At 48.5% G+C, this 19,409-nt stretch carries 17 protein-coding genes and 1 tRNA gene; 9 read left to right on the top strand and 9 right to left on the bottom strand.

The features are described 5' to 3' along the window. Positions 1 to 25 precede the first annotated feature (25 nt). Both MJO57_RS22105 and MJO57_RS22100 read left to right on the top strand, forming a co-directional pair. Complete coding sequence (locus tag MJO57_RS22105) at positions 26 to 1,624, top strand: glycerol-3-phosphate dehydrogenase/oxidase (protein WP_252018780.1); 1,599 nt, start codon at positions 26 to 28, stop codon at positions 1,622 to 1,624. Between the two features lie 48 nt (positions 1,625 to 1,672). Then, entirely contained in the window at positions 1,673 to 3,235 is a 1,563-nt protein-coding gene (locus MJO57_RS22100) for an FGGY-family carbohydrate kinase (RefSeq protein ID WP_252018778.1), read from the top strand. Between the two features lie 179 nt (positions 3,236 to 3,414). Here MJO57_RS22100 and MJO57_RS22095 read toward each other — a convergent pair whose 3' ends face one another. Further along, a complete protein-coding gene (locus MJO57_RS22095; RefSeq protein WP_252018777.1) occupies positions 3,415 to 4,173 on the bottom strand; it encodes a GNAT family N-acetyltransferase in 759 nt (252 codons plus the stop codon). A 273-nt stretch (positions 4,174 to 4,446) separates the two neighbouring features. Between MJO57_RS22095 and MJO57_RS22090 the strand changes: the two genes are divergently transcribed. The 4 genes from MJO57_RS22090 to MJO57_RS22075 all read left to right on the top strand — a co-directional run bounded on the left by MJO57_RS22090 (position 4,447) and on the right by MJO57_RS22075 (position 6,642). Then, on the top strand, positions 4,447 to 5,301 hold the full coding sequence (locus tag MJO57_RS22090; protein ID WP_252018776.1) for a bile acid:sodium symporter family protein: 855 nt from the start codon (positions 4,447 to 4,449) through the stop codon (positions 5,299 to 5,301). Positions 5,302 to 5,604: 303 nt separating this feature from the next. After that, complete coding sequence (locus tag MJO57_RS22085; RefSeq protein ID WP_252018775.1) at positions 5,605 to 5,835, top strand: hypothetical protein; 231 nt, start codon at positions 5,605 to 5,607, stop codon at positions 5,833 to 5,835. Between the two features lie 154 nt (positions 5,836 to 5,989). Continuing rightward, positions 5,990 to 6,427 (top strand): hypothetical protein, encoded by a 438-nt coding sequence (locus MJO57_RS22080; RefSeq protein ID WP_252018774.1) that lies wholly within the window; start codon positions 5,990 to 5,992, stop codon positions 6,425 to 6,427. A gap of 138 nt (positions 6,428 to 6,565) precedes the next feature. Then, positions 6,566 to 6,642, top strand: a tRNA-Pro gene (locus tag MJO57_RS22075). 116 nt (positions 6,643 to 6,758) lie between these two features. On the opposite strand, the gene MJO57_RS22070 is transcribed toward MJO57_RS22075, so the two are convergent. Continuing rightward, on the bottom strand, positions 6,759 to 7,619 hold the full coding sequence (locus tag MJO57_RS22070; RefSeq protein WP_252018773.1) for an aldo/keto reductase: 861 nt from the start codon (positions 7,617 to 7,619) through the stop codon (positions 6,759 to 6,761). 196 nt (positions 7,620 to 7,815) lie between these two features. Between MJO57_RS22070 and MJO57_RS22065 the strand changes: the two genes are divergently transcribed. After that, entirely contained in the window at positions 7,816 to 8,694 is an 879-nt protein-coding gene (locus MJO57_RS22065; RefSeq protein WP_256491847.1) for a patatin-like phospholipase family protein, read from the top strand. Here MJO57_RS22065 and dgt read toward each other — a convergent pair. The 6 genes from dgt to MJO57_RS22035 all read right to left on the bottom strand — a co-directional run bounded on the left by dgt (position 8,663) and on the right by MJO57_RS22035 (position 14,623). Then, positions 8,663 to 10,132, bottom strand: a complete 1,470-nt coding sequence (gene dgt / locus MJO57_RS22060) for a dGTPase (protein WP_252018771.1) — start codon at positions 10,130 to 10,132, stop codon at positions 8,663 to 8,665. The two genes, MJO57_RS22065 and dgt, sit on opposite strands and share 32 nt — an antisense overlap. Positions 10,133 to 10,291: 159 nt before the next feature. Then, a complete protein-coding gene (locus MJO57_RS22055; protein ID WP_252018770.1) occupies positions 10,292 to 11,515 on the bottom strand; it encodes a hypothetical protein in 1,224 nt (407 codons plus the stop codon). Between the two features lie 333 nt (positions 11,516 to 11,848). Then, positions 11,849 to 12,097: an acid-activated periplasmic chaperone HdeA gene (gene hdeA, locus MJO57_RS22050; RefSeq protein ID WP_252018769.1), complete on the bottom strand. Its 249-nt coding sequence runs from the start codon at positions 12,095 to 12,097 to the stop codon at positions 11,849 to 11,851. Further along, positions 12,070 to 13,110, bottom strand: coding sequence for an IS1595 family transposase (locus MJO57_RS22045; protein WP_252017335.1), 1,041 nt, complete (start codon positions 13,108 to 13,110; stop codon positions 12,070 to 12,072). Before MJO57_RS22045 ends, hdeA begins: the two co-directional genes overlap by 28 nt. Positions 13,111 to 13,170: 60 nt before the next feature. Next, complete coding sequence (locus tag MJO57_RS22040) at positions 13,171 to 13,308, bottom strand: hypothetical protein (protein ID WP_252018767.1); 138 nt, start codon at positions 13,306 to 13,308, stop codon at positions 13,171 to 13,173. Positions 13,309 to 13,345: 37 nt separating this feature from the next. Further along, positions 13,346 to 14,623, bottom strand: a complete 1,278-nt coding sequence (locus MJO57_RS22035; RefSeq protein ID WP_256491593.1) for an IS4 family transposase — start codon at positions 14,621 to 14,623, stop codon at positions 13,346 to 13,348. 383 nt (positions 14,624 to 15,006) lie between these two features. Between MJO57_RS22035 and MJO57_RS22030 the strand changes: the two genes are divergently transcribed. Next, the gene (locus tag MJO57_RS22030; protein ID WP_252018765.1) at positions 15,007 to 16,263 is read left to right on the top strand and encodes an SPFH domain-containing protein; all 1,257 of its coding nucleotides are present in this window, start codon (positions 15,007 to 15,009) and stop codon (positions 16,261 to 16,263) included. Positions 16,264 to 16,348: 85 nt separating this feature from the next. After that, complete coding sequence (locus tag MJO57_RS22025) at positions 16,349 to 18,304, top strand: DNA topoisomerase III (protein WP_252018763.1); 1,956 nt, start codon at positions 16,349 to 16,351, stop codon at positions 18,302 to 18,304. A gap of 122 nt (positions 18,305 to 18,426) precedes the next feature. Here the strand turns inward: MJO57_RS22025 and MJO57_RS22020 are convergent, their stop codons facing one another. Further along, positions 18,427 to 19,041 (bottom strand): hypothetical protein, encoded by a 615-nt coding sequence (locus MJO57_RS22020; RefSeq protein ID WP_252018761.1) that lies wholly within the window; start codon positions 19,039 to 19,041, stop codon positions 18,427 to 18,429. Positions 19,042 to 19,409: the final 368 nt, after the last annotated feature.

The following is a 19,409-nucleotide window of genomic DNA, read 5'->3' as shown; positions in this document are numbered from 1 at the left end:
ATTGAATCAATCAGGCATCCAACCTATGTGGCAACAATCCTGGCAGGCAGGCAACCGGAAACCGTTACTGCAAGCATTAACAAACAATCCGGACGTGGAATGGGATGTCGTTGTGGCCGGCGGCGGCATCACCGGTGCGGGTATTGCCCGCGAAGCAGCACGCCGGGGCTTGAAGGTGCTGCTGGTCGAGCGTCAGGATTTTGCCTGGGGAACGTCCAGCCGGTCATCAAAAATGGTTCATGGCGGTCTTCGCTATATCGCTTCCGGCGATATCAAAACCACGATGCACTCAGTCTCCGAACGGGAACGCCTGATGCGAGAAGCTCCCGGGCTGGTTGATCCGATGGGGTATCTGATGGCTCATTACAAGGGGGCATTTCCCGGGCCGCTGGTCTTTAATCTTCTGCTGCGTATTTATGATTTTTTTGCCGGTAAGCGTTACCGCAAGGTTCATCAATCACACGACATTGCAAACCTGAGCCCTCTCATTAATGATCACAACCTGCTCGGTGCCACCCAGTTTGCCGACGCCATTACCGATGACTCACGTCTGGTTATCCGGGTGTTGCGGGAGGCCCGGAAAGAGGGTGCTACGGTAATGAATTATGTCGGTGTCGATGCTCTGATTAAAAACCATGGTCGAGTGACAGGTGCTGAACTGAAGGATGCAGAAACCGGCCAGGTGATCCCGGTTAAAGCAAAAGTAGTGATTAATGCCACAGGCGCCTGGGGGGATGAACTTCGGGGTGAGATGACCTCAGAGCAGCGTATTCGCCCTGCCCGTGGCAGCCATATTGTCGTGCCCGGTTGGCGACTGCCTGTGGCCCAGGCATACACCGTAATGCACCCGGATGATCAACGACCCGTTTTTATTTTCCCCTGGGAAGGCCGAACCGTTGTCGGAACAACCGATCTGGACAACGGCACTATCGGTAATCATGAAGTGGCCATGACCCGTGAAGAACTGGAATACCTGATGAAAGCCGTTTGCTTCCAGTTCCCGAAAGCCGGGTTAACCGAACAGGATATTATTGCTTCCTGGGCAGGTGTACGCCCGCTGGTCAGCTCAGGGGCACTGAACCCGTCGAAAGAAAAACGTGACCACAGCATCTGGAACGATAACGGACTGGTGACCGTCAGTGGCGGCAAGCTGACCACCTTCCGGTTAATTGCCCTGGATGTATTAAAGGCTGCTGAAGCGTATCTGCCCGGCGTTGATTTCAGTGATACCGGCGCAGATATGTTTACTCAATATGAGCCTGCCAGTGGGCTGTTTAAAAAGCTGCCGGACTATTTACAGAAACGCATCCGGGGCCATTACGGTATGGACGCTGATCATTTGCTGGCACAGATCCGGCCCGGAGAACAGGATGTGATTCCCGGTGCCCGGGCCCTGTGGGCAGAGTTGCGCTGGTCGGCCGGAAATGAAGCCGTTGTACATCTGGATGACCTCCTGCTGCGTCGGACCCGGCTGGGGTTACTGCTGGAGCAGGGCGGCCTGATTTTTGCCGACAGAATCGAGGCCATCTGCCGTGAAGAACTGGGTTGGAGCGAGCAGAAGTGGCAACAGGAAGTTGCCCGTTATCAGTCCATCTGGAATACCTTTTACAGCATCCCGAAATAATGCAATAACGCGGATACTCGACAATAAGAATCAAGAAGTGAGTGCCTAGTGAGTAATTCAGACTATGTGCTGGCCATCGACAATGGCACACAGAGCATTCGTGCCTTAGTGTTTGACAGCGCCGGTAATGAGATCGCCAAAAGCAAAGTTGAGCTGGAGGCCTATTTTTCACAACACCCCGGCTGGGCAGAACAACATCCTGACTACTATTGGCAGCAGCTTGGGCAAGCCTGCAAAGCGTTATGGACCCGGGGCATGGTAACGCCCGGACAGATCAAAGGCGTGGCACTGACGACGCAGCGCTACACCATGATTAACCTGGATGAAGATAAAAAGCCGTTGAGACCGGCCATTGTCTGGATGGATCAGCGTAAAGCCGAGCCAGAAAAGCCGGTTGGTGGCGTCCGGGGGCTGTTGATCAAGACCATAGGCCTGGCCAGTCTTATCGACAATCTGCGGGCCAAAGCCCGTGATAACTGGATTATGCAGCATCAACCGGATATCTGGCAGAAAACGCGTTATTACGTCAATTTATCCGGTTACCTGACCTATCAACTGACTGGCGAAATGAGAGACGCCTGCGGTGCAGTGGCTGGTTACCTGCCCTATGACTATCGCCGCCAGCAATGGGCTGGCCAGCATGACCTGAAATGGCAGCTGTTGGCCGTCAGACGACCTATGTTGCCGGAACTGGTACAACCCGGAGCGTTGTTAGGCCATATTACCGCTGAAGCTGCAGAGCATACCGGTCTGCCTCCGGGTTTACCGATGATTGCAGCCTCATCGGACAAAGCCTGTGAAGTACTGGGTGCTGGCGGCATTGCCCCCCATATTGGCTGCTTGAGTTTTGGCACCACCGCCACCATCAGTACCACAACATCCCGCTACCTTGAAACCATACCTTTTATTCCACCCTACACAGCAGCGATGCCAAAACGTTACAACACCGAAGTGATGATTTATCGTGGTTTCTGGATGGTGAGCTGGTTTAAAAATGAACTGGCCCAGGTTGAGCAGCGGAAGGCGAAGGAGCTGGGTATAGAACCGGAACAATTGTTCGATACCCTGCTCAATCAGGTGCCACCGGGCTCCATGGGTTTGATGATGCAGCCTTACTGGTCACCCGGCGTACGTCAACCCGGGCCGGAAGGCAAAGGCGCTTTTATCGGCTTTGGTGATGTGCATAAGCGGGCACATATTTATCGGGCGATTCTGGAAGGGCTGGCTTATGAATTGCGTTCCGGTAAAGAGCTGATCGAAAAACGCAGTGGCACACCAATTACCCGGTTACGAGTCTCTGGCGGCGGCTCCCAAAGCGATGCTGCGATGCAATTGACGGCAAATATTTTTGGTATGGCGGCAGAGCGACCACACACCTCCGAAGCATCCGGCCTTGGAGCCGCCATCAACTGCTGTGTTGGCCTTGGCATTCACAACGACTACAGCGAAGCCAGTGCTAAAATGACCCGGGTTGGCGATGTGTTTGAGTCGGACTTGCCAACCATGCAGCTGTATGACCGTTTGTACAACGAGGTATATAAAAAAATCTACAAACGTATGCAGCCGCTCTATAAATCCATTCGGGACATTACCGGGTATCCGAAGCATTAATTTTTGGCTCTATTTTGATTACGAACTGCTCTACAGTGAAAACTGACTGTAGGTCACGAAAAACAAGGATTGAGCAACATTACCGGACAATATGCTGACAACCTTTGTAGATAAAGGGCTTCAGCAATGTTCAACCCAGTAGCAGTCTGAAATCCTACAAGAGCCTAATTTTTTATTATTTATACTTTCAAAGCAAAGAATGCCCGCACGCCACCAGTACGATTGTTAAGATTTTCCATGACATTTTTACATTCGAAACCCAGCCCGGTTAATAGTCTGACAGAGGCACTGTTGTCAGGAGCAGCTGTGGCTGTAACCCAATTCAGGGGCAATAATTTAAAGGTCTTTTTTGCAGGAAATAATTTACAGATCCTTTCTTCAGAAAAAATGGTGTTCACTCTATAGCCTTTTTGTTGATACTCTGGTATAGCTTTGCTGATGAGTGCAGCAGCAGCCTGTCTGGCATAACCTGCATTGCGATAACGCTTATGCTCAAGCCCGGCCATTTCAGAATATCCCTCATATTTTCCCGGCTCTCCATACCACATACACTCCCCTGAACCAGCAATAATGTGCCCTATAAAAGGTTCATCCTGACAGGTTGAATCTGGCGTTTTTTTAAAAACAGCCAAAGCACTGAAGGGGTTACCTGACTGCCATCTGGCTACCCAGTCGTTTACTCGTTTTTCCACCTCTGCCCTCTCGGTTGGTTTACCTGAAGCGTAATTTTTAACCGTCTCCTCATCACCCATTAGGGCACAATAGTTATCGATATCACAGGCTTGCACAGATCGCAGGTAAAGATCTTCAGTGTACATGTGGACAATAATTCCATTTGTTCCACTGCTACAGGCTTGATCCTCTGAGGCTTGTTCAATGCTTATTTCAATCGGTCCGTCATAGGCCTTGCCAACAGGAAAGTTTGTTATGGGTAACATGCACGCAAATCTCTATCGGATCAGACATCGCGTTAGAATCAGAAAAGTTGAAATGGTTCCGTACTGACGAATTATCGCAGCGTAGTAACTATCATAGTGCTTGCGGACTGATTTCAATACCTATGTGAAACGTCATCAACCCTTGGTCAGGTGAACTCAACATTGTGTTATCGGATTGTGTTATCGGATTGTGTTATTGGATTGTGTTGTTGGTGTAAATTCTGCAAAATCATCGGACAAAAATAACAATAAACAAGCACAAGGATTTCATCCATGTATCAGGCTCTCGTCGGGATAGGCCTTCCTGTTGCGCTCATTCTCATCATGATCGGTGTTGGACTAAGCCTTACCGTTAACGATTTTACCCAGGTGTTTATGCAGCCCAGAGCTTTTCTGGTGGGCATCACCTGTCAGATGCTGCTGTTGCCTATTATCGCAATATTGATTATTGATCTGACCGGACTGAGTGGCGAGCTGGCCATTGGTCTTTTCATACTGGCACTTTGCCCCGGGGGAACCACGTCCAATCTTTACAGCCTTTTGGCTAAGGCTGATGTCGGACTGTCCATTTCATTAACGACCATTGCCGGGTTCATCACCACCTTTACGATACCTCTGCTGGGTAACTGGGCTATTGACCACTACGCGGGCGAAAGCGCCCGGTTTGAATTACCGGTGCTGATAACCTGGGTCAAGTTGATGGCCATTACCGTTATTCCGACATTGATCGGTATGGGAATCCGCATGCAATGGCAGGGCTTTGCCGGAAAAGCAGAGCCCTACGTCAGCAAACTGTCCATTGGCATACTGACATTGATGATTATCAGTATTGCTCTGGAACTGGGTGGGAAAGTATTGACTTATCTGCTGCAGACAGGCTTTGCTGCCTTGGCTCTGAATGTACTGACCATGTTAATGGGCTATCTGGTGGGCAAATGGCTGGTGGATAATGAACAGCAGGCCAGAACCATCTGTCTGGAGGTGGGGTTGCAGAATGGAACACTGGCTCTGCTGGTGACCGTTACCATTCTGGACAGTACCACCATGTCCATTGGTCCCAGTGTTTATAGTCTCCTGATGTTTGTCACCGCATCGCTGTTCACGATGATGATGTTAAGGAAGGGGTAGGAAAATTTTTTCGGGAGATGGGGTGGAGAGGGGTGGAGAGGGGTAGAGAGAGGGTGGAGAGAGGTTCCTTGTCAGGCTTGTGCATATTGCGGTCGACACGGTATTGATAAACAGGGTGCTAAGTATTGATACGTATCAATGTGCATGTTGATGATTTATTTAATAATTATGCGGTTGATTGGCCATTGACGGTCATGAATATGTCATCCCTTAACCGTTAGGTTGTCCAAGTAGATAGCCTTAACAATACGAACAAAAGTGATCGTGTACAGTCAGAATAAAGAACGGAAACTATCATCCGCAATGTTGAAAATTGAGAAATATTCACTCAGAGATGGGCAGGCAGGCTGGCAGGCGCATCTGGTAAAACCTGATTGCTCCAGAATACACGAGACTCGTCGTTTCAGTTATTCAGACTATGGCGACCTTGCATTTCAGAAAGCATTGGACTGGCTTGAGAGTCAGTACTATCAGCCCGCTGCAAATGACACTGATGGCCAATGCCCGGTGATGGCCATGAGCGATAATCACTGAGTTTTGTTTTTTCAGGTGGGGCGTTTTCTTTTGCTAAGGAGGCACCCTGTTGTTTGCCGTTCAGTAAGGTGCATTGCTTATTTTTGCCATTTGGATAGAGTGGTAACTGAGGATAAGCAAATACACATTGCCTGAAAATAAAGGGGGTTGCCAAATGTCCCGGACAATAAAAGGCTTGATGTCAGCAATGATGGCAACAGTATCGCTGAGCGGTACTGCTGCTGCAGCCCAAAATGATAACCATGTTTATGCCGGGCTGGGCTGGACGGTGAAACAGGGGTGGATACCCTCGGCGATCATTGGCGTTCGCAATGTTGATGTGGATAGCGTCAGCGATGTAACCGGCGTTGATCTTTCCCTTTCTTACCACTTCACTGACGGTTTTGATAAGTTGCTGTTAAAAGGTGTCAGAGGGGAAATTGACTGGCAGGCTGAGCTGGGTGGTGGTTATGACTTTCTGGACCAGTCGTTGCTCCTGACCGGTGGTGTGCAGGGACGTCTGGTTAATTTTTCCATGAACGCCAGCCTGGAGGGCAAGGTTGATGGTGGCCTGGCACTCAATAGCATCGATAAATATGGCTGGCAGCCATAGATACCCATGTCTCATGTTCGGGGCAAGTTTGTTGCGCTAACGTTTAATTGGCTGTTGACGGCGTTAGAAAAATGAGCATAATACGCCATCACTGGTTCGGCACAACATATATTTGCAGTGTTTGTTCCAGTGAGTTAACGGGGTATAGCGCAGTCTGGTAGCGCGCCTGCTTTGGGAGCAGGATGTCGGGAGTTCGAATCTCTCTACCCCGACCAGATTTTTTTTATTAGCCAGCATTATGCTGGCTTTTTTTTTGTGTGCATGGATGTACGGTATGCTGGCAATGCAGAGGTCGTTGTCAGAGCTGTAGCTTAACTCTGGAAATAGTATTTCAAGCCATCAATTGCTCTATTAAAGCAACTTCATCATCCGTCAGTGGCGTCTGCAGACAATTCAGGTCTTGTTGCATGTGTTGCGCATCGCTGGTCCCTGTTAATACGATCATTCCCATTTTTAATGCGGCCTGAAAAATGACCTGTGGTCCGGTCAATCCGGTTCTGGCCATAATGGCCTGAAATTCAGGCTTTTCGAACAACGGACTGTTGGCAGTCAGTAAAGAGAACCCCTGGTAATGAATGTTATGTCGATGGCATAGCTCCCGTATAGTGGCGTCCCATCCGGTGCTGGCAAAACAACGGTTCTGCACCAGCATGGGTTTGATGGCTGCATGGTGACTCAGGTACTCCAGCTGGTCGTGATTGACATTGCTGACACCCAGAAGTTTGACCTGGCCAGATCGGTAGAAGTTTTCCATGGCTTCCCAGACGGCAAAGTCCCGGTCACTGAGTCCATGAATCTGTGAGGGGCCATGCAGCAGGTAAGCATCCAGGTAGTCCGTTTTTAAATGCTCCAGAGACGAAAGAAAGGATTGCTCTACCTGGGTTTTGGTCTCAGCCCCGGGGCTATAAGGTAGACGGTTGTCCTGTCCTTCGAGGTAGGTGAATTTAGTCTGTAAAAACAAGTCATCACGGGTTTTTCCGCTGGTCTGATAAAAGTTTTGCAATGCTTCCCCAACCCCTTCTTCAAAATAATGTTTGCGCTGGTTGGCGGTGTCTATTGCCGTAAAGCCGTTATTCAGGGCTTTCAGTGTCAGCTCAGAGGTAGCCTGTTCTTTCCAGGCGGTACCGTAGATAAAGCGGGGAACCCTGGTATCGTGAAGATAGAATGGATCTGTTTCAGGCACTTCGGTCATCTCCTTACCTCCATTTGATATTATTGAGCGTGGTAATAGTAAAGACGTTATGATCAGGTCGGGCGCTATTGAGATTTACTTTAGTGCAGAGCCGGGCTCATGACATAATGTCGGCATTGGCAAAGACTTTCCGAAGGCATTCCGGCTTTAGGTTTTTTCAATAAATGTTGTTTTCCAAAGATAGTGTTTTTGATCAATGAGCATCTTTACGTCAGAGCTGTTTAAGAGCAAACCGTACCGTTTAGGTCTCACCCTGTCCGGAGGTGGAGCAAAATGCATGGCTCATATTGGGTTGCTGCAATATCTGAAAGAGCAGGGAGTTGAGCCGGATATTATTTCCGGTGCCAGTGGTGGTGCGATGGTGGGTGCGCTGCACAGTGCCGGATATGCACCGGAAGAGATTCTCGATTTCTTCGTTTCTACCAAAATGTTCAGTTTAAAAAACCTGTCTTTCAATGCCCTTGGATTGATTGATTCGGCCAAAATAGCGAAAAATTTTCAGCCCTATTTTCCTGAGGATAGCTTTGAGTCATTGAAAAAGCCGCTTTATGTGGTGGCCACGGACTTGAACAAAGCGCAACAGACGGTATTTAATAGCGGTTCATTGATTAATGCATTGACGGCGTCGTCCGCATACCCGGCAATGTTCACACCGGTTAAGTGGCAGGGAACCGTCTATGCGGATGGCGGGATTATTAATAACTACCCTTCAGACCTGATTCATGACCTGTGCCGTCACCATATCGGCATGTACCTTGCCCCGATCATGTCCAGGCCCAGTGAACATTTCGCGAATACATTTGATGTGCTCGATAGAGTATTCCAAATCTACAGCTCTGCCCGGCAGTTTGCCAATATCAACTTGCCTGAGGTGTCATTGGCGCCAGAAGGTATCGAGGACTGCAGCGCTTTTATGGTGAAGCCGGATCAGCTGAAGTCTATTTATGAAATGGGTTATAACTCCTGCAGAAAATACTTTGAGAGCGAAGGTGCCCAGTGGTTGAGCACCATCAAGGGAGGAAATCCTAAACGTACATCCTGGTTCAAATTGCCGATAGGCTCTGATACTCAGTAAGTACGAAGTGGTCAGTCATGCCACTCATATAGTCCAGAATCAGTCTGGTCCGGAAATACCATTCAAGATCGTTCGCTTCAGCCGGAGAATGCTTTTCCTGGCGGATCTGATGCACTGCCCGCAAGTAAGTGGCTTTGTATTTTCGAGACAAGCGGTGATTGAGTCGATGCTCGATAAAATGTTCGCTGTCATCAAGGTTTTCCAGGTTTGAAAATGTGGCCCCGGGCAGTTCAAGAATTGGCCGATAGATGTCGAGTAAGCCCATCAGCGCCGCATACCCCCGAAGTTCAGGCGTTTCTTTTTCCTGACTACTGAACACATGGCGTATGGCGACCGTTTTCAGTGTTTCCAGCGCCAGGTGCTGGTCTGAGCCACCATCAATTAATGGCTCATCCAGCGTGCCGAAAAAAACTTCAGTGTGTTTTTGCAGGTATCGGTTAGCGGCATAGCTGACCAGGTCGCGGACCAGTTGCGAGCGTAAATGGCGAATAAAGTTCTGTGGGTTATCCTTGGCAGCATGTTCTGCGGTTTTAATGATATCCGGCAGGTATCGGCTCTTTTCGCCGGTGAACTCCCTCCACACTTCTTTCAGCCAGAAACTCAGGCCCCTGAATGACAGAATGCCCTTATCGATAGCATCTTCCAGGTCGGCAATGCAGTAGGAAATATCGTCGGCTGCTTCCATGATGTAGACCAGTGGAAAACGACAATGCTCTTGTATATCAAGATGTTTCCAGATGTCTTGCACCAGGCGATGTTCTGAGTAGTAGAAGCCGGGCTTCTTCTGACGGTATTCAAACCCGGCTCTCTTGTTCTGATCCGGTGACCGGGTGTATTTGATGGTGGCAGCCAGCTGTGACCAGGTCAGGTTGAGCGCCTGCAGGCTGTGAATGATGCGTAGACCCTGGGCGTTGCCTTCAAATACTGCTAAATCGGGTAGCAATACGTTATAGAAAAGTTCTGAGTGGCCGGTTTGGCCATGGGTAGCCGATTGTCTTGCCATTGCCTTCTGATGACAGGCTTCGCCATGATCCTGAATCCAGCGACTAAACGCGGCTTCGCCAAAATGGCCAAAAGGTGGGTTACCCACGTCGTGTAGCAGGCAGGACATTTCGACCAGATTGGTAAAGGCCGTTTCGATGCCTTCCAGGCCCAGCTTTGCCAGCTCCCCATTGTGTTTTAACCGATCCAGAATGGTTCTGGCCAGGTAACGGCCGGTTTGCTGGACTTCCAGTGAATGGGTAAGGCGGCTGCGGACGGCGGCATTGGTTTCCAGTGGGTAGACCTGGGTTTTCTGCTGAAGTCGCCGTAAGGCAGCTGACTGAATAATGCGACCCCGGTTACTCTCGGTCTCGGTAATCAGATCCCTTGGCTGGGCATCGGTTCTTGGTTCAGGGCGATCGCAGGTCAGTTTCTTGAGGTAATCCAGAGATGCCATAGGTTTGGTAACCGGGAGGTTTGATGAGTGTTCAGGTTACCATATCTTTCGGCTGATCGGTGAGTGGCATGATTAGCTGGATTGATTATGAACAGATACTGAGAACGCCTGCTTGCGAAAGCCGGTGTTATGGAGTGAATATCCGGATTCAATATTGAATCAATCAATTGCGTTACTTAAATTATTAAGACCCAGTGAATAAATCGCATCAATGGTTTCTTTGCTTAAACAGCCAAACTTAATCAAGCCAGTCAGGATTTTTGTTACTGGTTGACAGCGGGTTCTACAGATCGCGAGCGAAGACTCCAGCAAATCTTTTCCACTGTTGAGGTCTTCTTCACCAAAGTCAAATTTCAAATCAAGAATATCGGGGCTTGACTTAAAAGCAGTGTACAGCACCTGTGGAGTAAGGTCGCTGTCTTCTGATAATAGCCATTCAATTTTTTCAATAATCTCTTCATCCCGTGGCATGAAATATTCGCCATCTTCTTGATAGACTGCCATTTGCCAGGTTAACCAATCTGACTCCGTTACCCTGGTGGGATTATTTCCGAATTGCTCAGGATTAATACCCATGACACTGATTTCACATTGGTAAGTTTCATTTAGAATGGAAGTAAACCGACGCATTAGTTGCATTCTATCGGCATGCGTCTCATAGCCTTGGGCAGTCGCCATTGTGAAGAACTCTCCCGCCAGTTTACGGGCTGTATTGACCTCAAGTTCACTGAAAGAAGCTCTGTAGTCTGGCAGCTGGCTATTCGATGCTCCGGGTGTGCATGAACTTGCTGGATTCTTGCAGGCTTTAGCGTATATCTTGTTAGCAAGCCCTTCGTCCACCAGTCCTTTCGAGATGGCTGCCACAATAAAGTCTTTCGCAGGTATACAGTGGACTCGGAATATGCCAGACACCGCCTCAAAAGGGCGATCACTTAAAATACAATCTATAGAAGCATGATCAAAACGCTTTTGAACAATTTTGGGTAAAAAATCAAGCAGAAACTTTCGTGTATCATCCGGTCTGATCATTTCTCCAATTTCTTCAATGGCTTCATATCCTTTATCGCGTCCATAAAGGTTGACATTGCGTTGCCACTGTTCCCAATCCCACCGGTTATAATCGGTTGGATTTGTGAGTACGCTCAGTTCAATTGGGAGTATGAAAGGTTCAGGGATGCGTTCATTTAATTGCTTAATCACTCTGGCAAAGAGTGATTTTCGGCACTGCTTAATATCCAGTCGGTTGGATTCACAGATTGTTTCAGTGTTGATAATAAATTTTTTTGCCAGATCTTCTATTGAATGATCACTCTTGCCGATCGCTTCCTGGTAAGTGGGTGGAGGATCTGTTGGATATACGGGAGCAGAATTGTTCAGGTTCATGGACTATCTCTGTAATTGCAGTAAAGACAAATAATGTGAAAAAAGTATTGGTTATTATTTCTGATCTATTTAATAGAGAAAAGTTCCATTCACTCTCGATTGATAGGGGACTGCTGGATATTGATAATAATGTTGCAGGTCAAGATAGTCGTTCGTGGTAGATCTTGGCCGACCGCATCCTGGCCGGCCGCATCCTAGCCGGCCGCGTAAGACCGGCTATTGGTGTCAGTGCTGAACACCTGTTGTCCATGAACCTCACTGCGGATGATTTGAAAATAGCGGATCGGTGGAATCAGGGATAGATACCGTTCCCCAACCGCTTACATTGAAGGACTACATGTGCTTTTTAAACTCAGCTTTTACCTTGTCCCATAATGAAGCCTGAGGATTCCGGTTGCAGAACTCAAACAGTGTGGGCCGGATGGTTTCAATGCCCTGTACATCGAAAACGGAATCTTCGGGCTTGCCGGCTTTACTGTATGCGGTGGCCCAGCCAACCGCATAGGGCTGGTAGTCTTCCTGAAGTGCAAGGTAATCCGCACAGGTCCATTCGGCTAAGTTACCGTTAATGGTTGGAAGCACCAATGTTCAGTAATTCTGCTGATCAACCGGCCAACAGTTAATTTTTTTGCTGCCGTCAGTTCTCGCCTCCAGGCCAGATAATGGGGAAGGTAACGAGTTGCAACCCCTTGGAATACGCCGCCAATCCAGCGTTTTAAATGACTGTGATAAGAATTTACAGTCTGGATGTGGTAGATGCCTTCAACAACATGTTGACCTGCTGATGTCACCAGCTCCTTGAAGACAAATCCAAGCTTGTCAGCAAGTTTTTCGTGAGCGAGGTGTGCATCCGCACAGACCGTGGCCTGTATCGATATGCGGCCATTTAAATGCCTGCACAATTCATTAGCACTTTCGTTTTCTAATACACCGTCAACGGTATTTCGATTACGGTCCCGAGCCACCATTACCGGGACTTTTCGGGCTTTGTTGGGATCATTACCCCGCTTTCGGGTTGGCCGTGGAAGGCCTTCTCTTTGCCCTTTGAAGGATTCACGGAAAAATGTTTCATCAAGCTCAGTAATGCCACAAAGCTCTTCTGCTTGATCATTATTAATCACTTCAAGAAAGCGGTGACGCCAGCGGAACGCAGTTTTCAAGTCAATGGCATTCTCAGCAGCAGCTGGTCGCAAGACCATAGAGTGAGTCATACCTGCGAGGTACTTGTTCCATTTTTCAGGGTGCCTGAGCCTTGCCAAAGGCGTTCCACTAAAGGCGTTAAACGTTGAGTCGCAAGTCTTGCAGTGGTAGCGCTGTCGGCCATTTCGTATGCCCCAGCGACCAACGCTATGGCTTTTGCATTTGGGGCACCTGGGGTTTTCGGCAAATTGGGCAAGTATGCTCTTTTCTACGTCAGGTGTTGCATTATCGTTATTGGGTATAGATTCACTGTAAACAGGTTCAGAGTCAGTGGTTTCTACTACCTCGGTAACCTCTATTTGAGTACTAAGGAGCGAGTTGTTAAGAATGTCTCGCTGTTCACTGGTTAATGTTGAAATGGAATCAATAAAATTCTGGAAGAGTTCAGATTGCATATCACTCCCCTACAACGTAGATTTTATGGGAGTTTAGCTGATTCAACCATTAACGGTAACTTAGCCGGTCCATTCGGTGATGGGTTTGGCGGGTTTGGGGCTGTTGGTAGGGGTTTTACTCTTGTCAGAGCTTGCAGCAACGGCGGTCAGGGATGCGGCGGTCAGAGCCGTGGCCAGACCGATAACTTTCATTTCCATCGTGATCACCCTTTAACGGTTGTACTTAAGGTAGACATTAAGCTCCACCCACTGCACAGAAGCCTAATCTTGTACGCCCTGAACAACCATCCCGTGCAGGGTGTTCTCGTTTCGCATTATTTCCCCAGAAGTCCAGTAGCTTTTTAATGCATGAGACCAATGACTTTCCTGCATTTATCAACGATGAAATCACATTACCAAACAGGTGAGTCCCACTTTTCATCACCTTGTGCGTCGAGATTTCCTCAATGCTCCCACTTTCACAGAGGTTCGCCTGTGCAGCATGGGCAAGGTACCTTTTCAACGTCACAACCACAAAGGACATCAGAATCAGGCTAAACACCAGTGTCGCTGATTTGGTGTTAAAACGATGCCACCCTGAATAGGATTTGATCTCTTTGAAAATCAGCTCTATCTGCCACCGTAGACGATAGGCCTGGAGCACATCACTCAAGGTGAACTCCACCCGGTTCAGGTTGGTCACAACGAAAACCCACTTCTGTTTTTTGTCATTCCAGCGGACAACCAAGCGGAATGGCCAGGCTTTGAATCCCGGCCATTCTACATCCAGGTCGAGGCACTGGTCTTTGGGGAAGCCAGACAGTACATCCTTCAGTTTTTGTCCTTTGTAGCGATTGAGATTCTTGCCATCCTCCCGTACCGCGCTGAGTATCGTCGGGTTGATACTCTGAGGTGCCTTGCAGATAAAAGAACCCTCCCTGTCATCAATAGCGGCAAAGAGTTCCAGCTCAAAATAACCGGCATCCATTAGCATCAGGATATAGGCCATGGATGTTGGCAGTGGTGGCAGACAGTCTCTTTCTGAACGGGTATCTTCAGTCAGCTGCACCCGCACCAGGTTGTTGGTGAGAAGATCCATTGTCGTATGAAGCTCGACGGCAGCAGGACTGACCGTTGAGAACCTGCCGGGAAATGCTTCTTTCAGGGCATCATAGACAGCTTGTGACGAACCGTCCTGAATCAGAATGTGCTCAAACTCTGAAAATGGACTGTCTTCATCAAACGCCATGACTTTGCGGGAAAATATTTCCAGACACTGCACCCATAGCCACAGGATAAGAGTAGGCAGCGCGTCCTTTTTAGCTTGATTTGCCCAAGAACGATAAGAGACATTCAGCCCCGTCAACTCGTTAAATTTACGGTGTAGATCCGCCTGGGTATCGCAGTTTCCATCACCAGCGAGGGCATCGATCAGTGAGAGGATAAAATCCAAAGGACGGATATCTCGCTGTCGTATAGTAAAACCAAGCTGTTCCGCCATACTTAGGAGTTCTGACCGGTCGAAACAGGTCAACAGTTTTTTTCAACTAATCTACTATTTGCAGTACTCATCTTGTTCAGCCATTGATAATGGTTTCGAAGCTTTATTGTGGCTGTTCAAGGTGGGTTCTGCCGCCGGAAACGAACCTTTTTTGAGCTTAATGTCTACCCTAAGAACGGTTGTAAGCCTGAAAAATTTTAGTTCAAGGGGGATGTTCCGCCAGAAAAGAATGCTGGAAAGGCGGGTGGCCCGTCATTAATGAAGCATTTTAGCGGGGCAGGATTAAAGGATTTGACGTCCACTGCATCAATAGGATTCAGCGCTTTTCTTTTTGTTTTTGATTTGCGGTTGACGGTTTATGGCTTTGCTATAAGTACTTCACCAGATAAATCATTTAAAAAACGTGGAGTTAAATTGTGGGAAAAAAACTAATGATAATGTTGTTAGTGTTTCTTCCGTTCTTGCCATTTTTTATTGAAGAAACGGGAGCCTCAGATTTCTACACTTATATGCCTTTTTTATACAGGATTCCCGAGGGAAGCGCGGGTGTATTCAAAAATGGAAATCAATTTTATGATGATGTCTACCCTGCAGGCGTTTATCTGACCTGGCCTTTCGATGAAGGGTTTGTTGTCAGCATTATGCCGGAGAAGGCAGCTGTTACTGACATTCCCTGCACGACTGCCGAGGGGATAAAAATAACCTTCCCCCGAATCACCGTTCGTTATCAGGTACATGAGCAAGGCATATTGGGCCTGATTAAAGGGTATGGACTTGATTTTGTGAAACCCTTAATAAAAAATCCGTTGCAACAGGGGGTTGCTCATTTATGTGGAACGATGACCGCTGAAGCGGTTTACCTTGATGGGTTGGCAATGTTAAAGGAGCGTTTGGGGAAATATCTGGCAGAGGAGCAGAGGGATAAAGATGTCGGAATATCCATTTGTAATCTTGAAATTCAATCACCCCCGGTACCGGATGCCATCATTGACAATCACCCTGACCATAATCCAGAGCATGAGTTCCAAAATTCAGTAATGTGCGAACAGCCTTATGAGATTTTCTATACATTGGAAAATGAGCAAGAGGCCATAAACCGTCTCTGTGGCTCTGGTGGTCAGCCGGATAAACCTTATCAGGATTCTGTTCCGGAAGAGGATACAGTAATGGTTTTGGAGCCCGCTGCTTCAGTTGTTGACAGCGAGTTTGCCGATGGGCCCGGCCCGGTTTTAGAAGCAAACGCAGGGCATAGTCAGCGAACCGGTTATGAGGCACCTCAGGAAGAGCAATCCATTGAGTGGGCCGTGGATTCGGTTATTGACGGCCAGGACTCTGGCGGTGAAGATGCCGGGCCATCAGAAAGTCGTTCGGACTCCACTTCGAAACCCATCGGGGAAATGAACGCAAATACCAATACTGAGCCGGTACACCGTTCTGATACCTTAACAGAGATTAATCAGGATCTGCTTACAGGTCCGGTTGATACGTGTCCAGATCAGGTGTCGGATCAGGTGCCGAGTCAGGTACTGAGTCAGGAAAGTAGTCAGGACAGTAGTCAGGAAAGTAGTCAGGACAGTAGTCAGGACAGTAGTCAGGAAAAGCTTTATCGACAGATGCAAGACTCGAAAGGCCTTTGGAAGAACAGCAGTAGCCAGCTGTACCTGGGCTGGTAAGAAAACCGATGAGTGCTCGCCAAACGATGAATTATGCTGTATAAAAAAACAGTATTTCAGTCATTGTGAACCGGATTATTTTTGAATGCGGTTATTTATTGCCGAAAAGCCCAGTCTGGGGCGAGCCATTGCGGATGTTTTGAAAAAGCCCCTGAAAAAACAGGAAGGGTATATTGAGTCTGCCTCGGGAGATGTGGTGACCTGGTGTATAGGTCACCTGCTTGAGCAGGAGGAGCCGGATGCCTATGACCCGGCCTTCAAGGCATGGAAGCTTGAACATCTGCCTATCGTGCCCATGCAATGGAAGCTAAGGCCCCGAAAGGGCGGGCGTGCGCAGCTATCAGTCATCAGTAAGCTGCTCAAACGGGCCGATATTATCGTCAATGCTGGTGACCCGGATCGTGAAGGCCAGTTGCTGGTGGATGAAGTGCTGGACTATCTGAAGCTCTCTGCTCAACGTAAAAAGGATGTTCGCCGTTTACTGATCAGCGACCTGAACCCTTCTGCCGTTTTACAGGCGCTGGGACGGATGCGATCCAACCAGGAGTTTGTCCCGCTGGCCGTCTCTGCGCTGGCTCGTTCCCGGGCAGACTGGCTTTACGGTATTAACCTGACTCGCGCCTGCACATTGCTTGGCCGCAGGGTTGGCTTTAATGGTTTGCTCTCCATCGGCCGGGTTCAGACGCCGATATTGGGCCTGGTCGCCCGGCGTGATACAGAAATTGAGTACTTTCAGCCCAAGCCTTACTTTGAGGTTTTTGCCATATTGTTAACGGCAAAGGAGGAAACCTTCAAAGCTAAATGGATGCCGAGCGAAGCCTGCCAGAACTGGATGGATGAAGAAGGGCGGTTACTGGATCGGCGTCTGGCGCAGAACGTGGTGGATCGGATCACCGGCAAGCAGGGTGCGGTAAAACGTGTTGAAGATAAGCGCGGAAAAGAAACTCCGCCTTTACCCTACTCGTTGTCGGCACTGCAGATAGATGCTGCCCGTCAGCTGCGCATGGATGCAAAGTCGGTACTTGATGGTTGTCAGCGCCTTTATGAGCAGAAACTGATTACTTACCCCCGTTCAGATTGTCGTTATCTTCCTGAAGAGCATTTCTCTCAGGCGCCTGAAGTGCTGGCCACTATCCGGCATAATGTATTTTCACTGGGTAAGGCGGTAGATCAGGCATTGCCAGAAAGGAAAACCAGTGCCTGGAATGATAAAAAAGTTGGGGCACATCATGCGATTATTCCTACCTCGCTGAGAATGGACCTTGAACGATTGTCTGAATCGGATCGCAAGTTGTATGGATTAATTGCCAGACAGTATGTTGCGCAGTTTTATCCTGATCATACGTTCAGAAAAAGAGTCGTCGATATTGAAATAGAAAAAGGTCTTTTTCGGGCCGGGAGCCGCCAGACGATAGAGGATGGTTGGAAGGTTCTGATCAATACGGGAAAAAAACCTCAGCGTGCCGTCGGTGATAAGAGCGATGATGATCATGAAGAGAGTGCTTTTTTACCCGAGCTGGCCAAAGGTGATGTTCTCGATTGTTCTGAAGCTGAGCTTAAGGAAAAAATGACACAGCCCCCCAAACCATTTAATGATGCAACACTCCTCTCTGCCATGACGGGCATAGCCCGATTTGTTCAGGATAAAGAGGTCCGAAAGATTCTCCGGGAAACCGACGGTCTGGGCACAGAAGCAACCCGGGCCAGTATTATTGAGCTGCTGTTCAAGCGCCAGTTTCTGGAGCGCAAGGGACGCAGTATTCATGCATCGGCAACCGGCAGAGCCCTGATCAAGGCACTGCCGGAAAGAGTAACGACCCCTGACATGACTGCACGCTGGGAGGCTTCCCTGAATGATATTGTCCAGCGAAAAGGCAGTTATGGGGCGTTTATGGGCGGGCTTGATCAGGAACTGAGAGCATTGTTGATGCAAACTATGAACGATGGTTTGCCTTCTGTTGCCGGCTTGCCTGCATCTTCAAACCAGCCGTTTAAAAGAAAAGGCAGGGGCAAGAGTACCGGAAGCCGCCGGAAAAAGTGAACCCCTGTCCGGGGTTCGATTTAAACCACAAAGACACTGAGTTACAAAAAAGAGCCAATGAATCAAAGCTCTCTGTAAATATAGATGTTTCTTTTTTCGTTAATGTGCTTCAAACGTCATACTCAGAAGAACAGCTTTACAAAAAGCTGGGTCGTGTATTGGTCAGAATTGCCACGATAGTTCAGGCCAAAACCCCACTCCTTGTCGACTTGATATTCTGCCCCGGCAGTGAAAAAGCCGTTATGGTCATCTTCACTCCGGTCGTAGTATTGCAGCATATAACCAGTATTCAGCCAGAGGCCTCGCTCCAGGTGATAACGGGCAGCCATTGATGCTGAGTAGGCAGTCACTTTATCCTTCGCTGTATCGTCATCTACACGGAAGCCATTGCTAAGTCGGCCACTGGTGACCGATGGAATAACATGTAACCTGTCCGTTGGCTTCAACAACAGGCTGGCACCGGCAAAGTAAGCGTTGCTACCAATCTCGACATTGCTGGCCACTTCGTCTTTATCAATACGTCCGTAGGCGAATCCTGCGTTAAGGATGACCGGTATTGAAGGAATTTTATAGGCACCGTTTACAAACCAGGTGGTTCCATCAATATTTTGTGTACTTTGATTCTGGTTGTTATAGCCAACGCCGGTATTAATAAATGTATAGTTATAATCATTACCTGCGAAAGCTATTACTGCATTAGAAAGCAGCAAGGGAAGTAGTAATGGGCGCAAGGTCATTGGTTGTATCCTTTGTTTTTTTGAGAGTCAGTAGTGGGGGATGTTGTAATGGTCGTACCAACAACTAGTGCGGCCAAGCGTTGTTATAATACACAAGCACCTCGTTCTTACGGTCCCACGGTTGTCGCAAAACCCTGCGGACACTCCGGACATCTCGTTCCCACGCTCTGCGTGGGAATGCATACCGATCCCGCCACAAATACCATACTCGCATGGAGCCCCCGAAAACCCTACCAAGCAGTGGTTCTTTCTCATGCTGCCAGATCCGTATGCATTCCCACGCAGAGCATGGGTACGAGGGGACTGGCTGTATGGGTATTAGCGCTTTTCTGCACTAAGAGGCTGACCGAGAATAGTCTGCCCTGCAC

Origin of the sequence: Endozoicomonas sp. SCSIO W0465 (genome assembly GCF_023716865.1) — a bacterium.
In the GTDB taxonomy this organism is placed as follows: Bacteria; Pseudomonadota; Gammaproteobacteria; order Pseudomonadales; family Endozoicomonadaceae; genus Endozoicomonas.
The sequence above is the reverse complement of the archived record's forward strand: the minus strand, read 5'-3'. Positions and strand labels throughout refer to the sequence as shown.

Coding starts and splice junctions, on each gene's coding strand:
- MJO57_RS22105 (WP_252018780.1), top strand. CDS start 26: ATGTGGCAACAATCCTGGCAGGCAGGCAACCGGAAACCGTTACTGCAA.
- MJO57_RS22095 (WP_252018777.1), bottom strand. CDS start 4,173: ATGTTACCCATAACAAACTTTCCTGTTGGCAAGGCCTATGACGGACCG.
- MJO57_RS22090 (WP_252018776.1), top strand. CDS start 4,447: ATGTATCAGGCTCTCGTCGGGATAGGCCTTCCTGTTGCGCTCATTCTC.
- MJO57_RS22085 (WP_252018775.1), top strand. CDS start 5,605: ATGTTGAAAATTGAGAAATATTCACTCAGAGATGGGCAGGCAGGCTGG.
- MJO57_RS22080 (WP_252018774.1), top strand. CDS start 5,990: ATGTCCCGGACAATAAAAGGCTTGATGTCAGCAATGATGGCAACAGTA.
- MJO57_RS22070 (WP_252018773.1), bottom strand. CDS start 7,619: ATGACCGAAGTGCCTGAAACAGATCCATTCTATCTTCACGATACCAGG.
- MJO57_RS22065 (WP_256491847.1), top strand. CDS start 7,816: ATGAGCATCTTTACGTCAGAGCTGTTTAAGAGCAAACCGTACCGTTTA.
- dgt (WP_252018771.1), bottom strand. CDS start 10,132: ATGGCATCTCTGGATTACCTCAAGAAACTGACCTGCGATCGCCCTGAA.
- MJO57_RS22055 (WP_252018770.1), bottom strand. CDS start 11,515: ATGAACCTGAACAATTCTGCTCCCGTATATCCAACAGATCCTCCACCC.
- MJO57_RS22045 (WP_252017335.1), bottom strand. CDS start 13,110: ATGCAATCTGAACTCTTCCAGAATTTTATTGATTCCATTTCAACATTA.
- MJO57_RS22040 (WP_252018767.1), bottom strand. CDS start 13,308: ATGGAAATGAAAGTTATCGGTCTGGCCACGGCTCTGACCGCCGCATCC.
- MJO57_RS22025 (WP_252018763.1), top strand. CDS start 16,349: ATGCGGTTATTTATTGCCGAAAAGCCCAGTCTGGGGCGAGCCATTGCG.
- MJO57_RS22020 (WP_252018761.1), bottom strand. CDS start 19,041: ATGACCTTGCGCCCATTACTACTTCCCTTGCTGCTTTCTAATGCAGTA.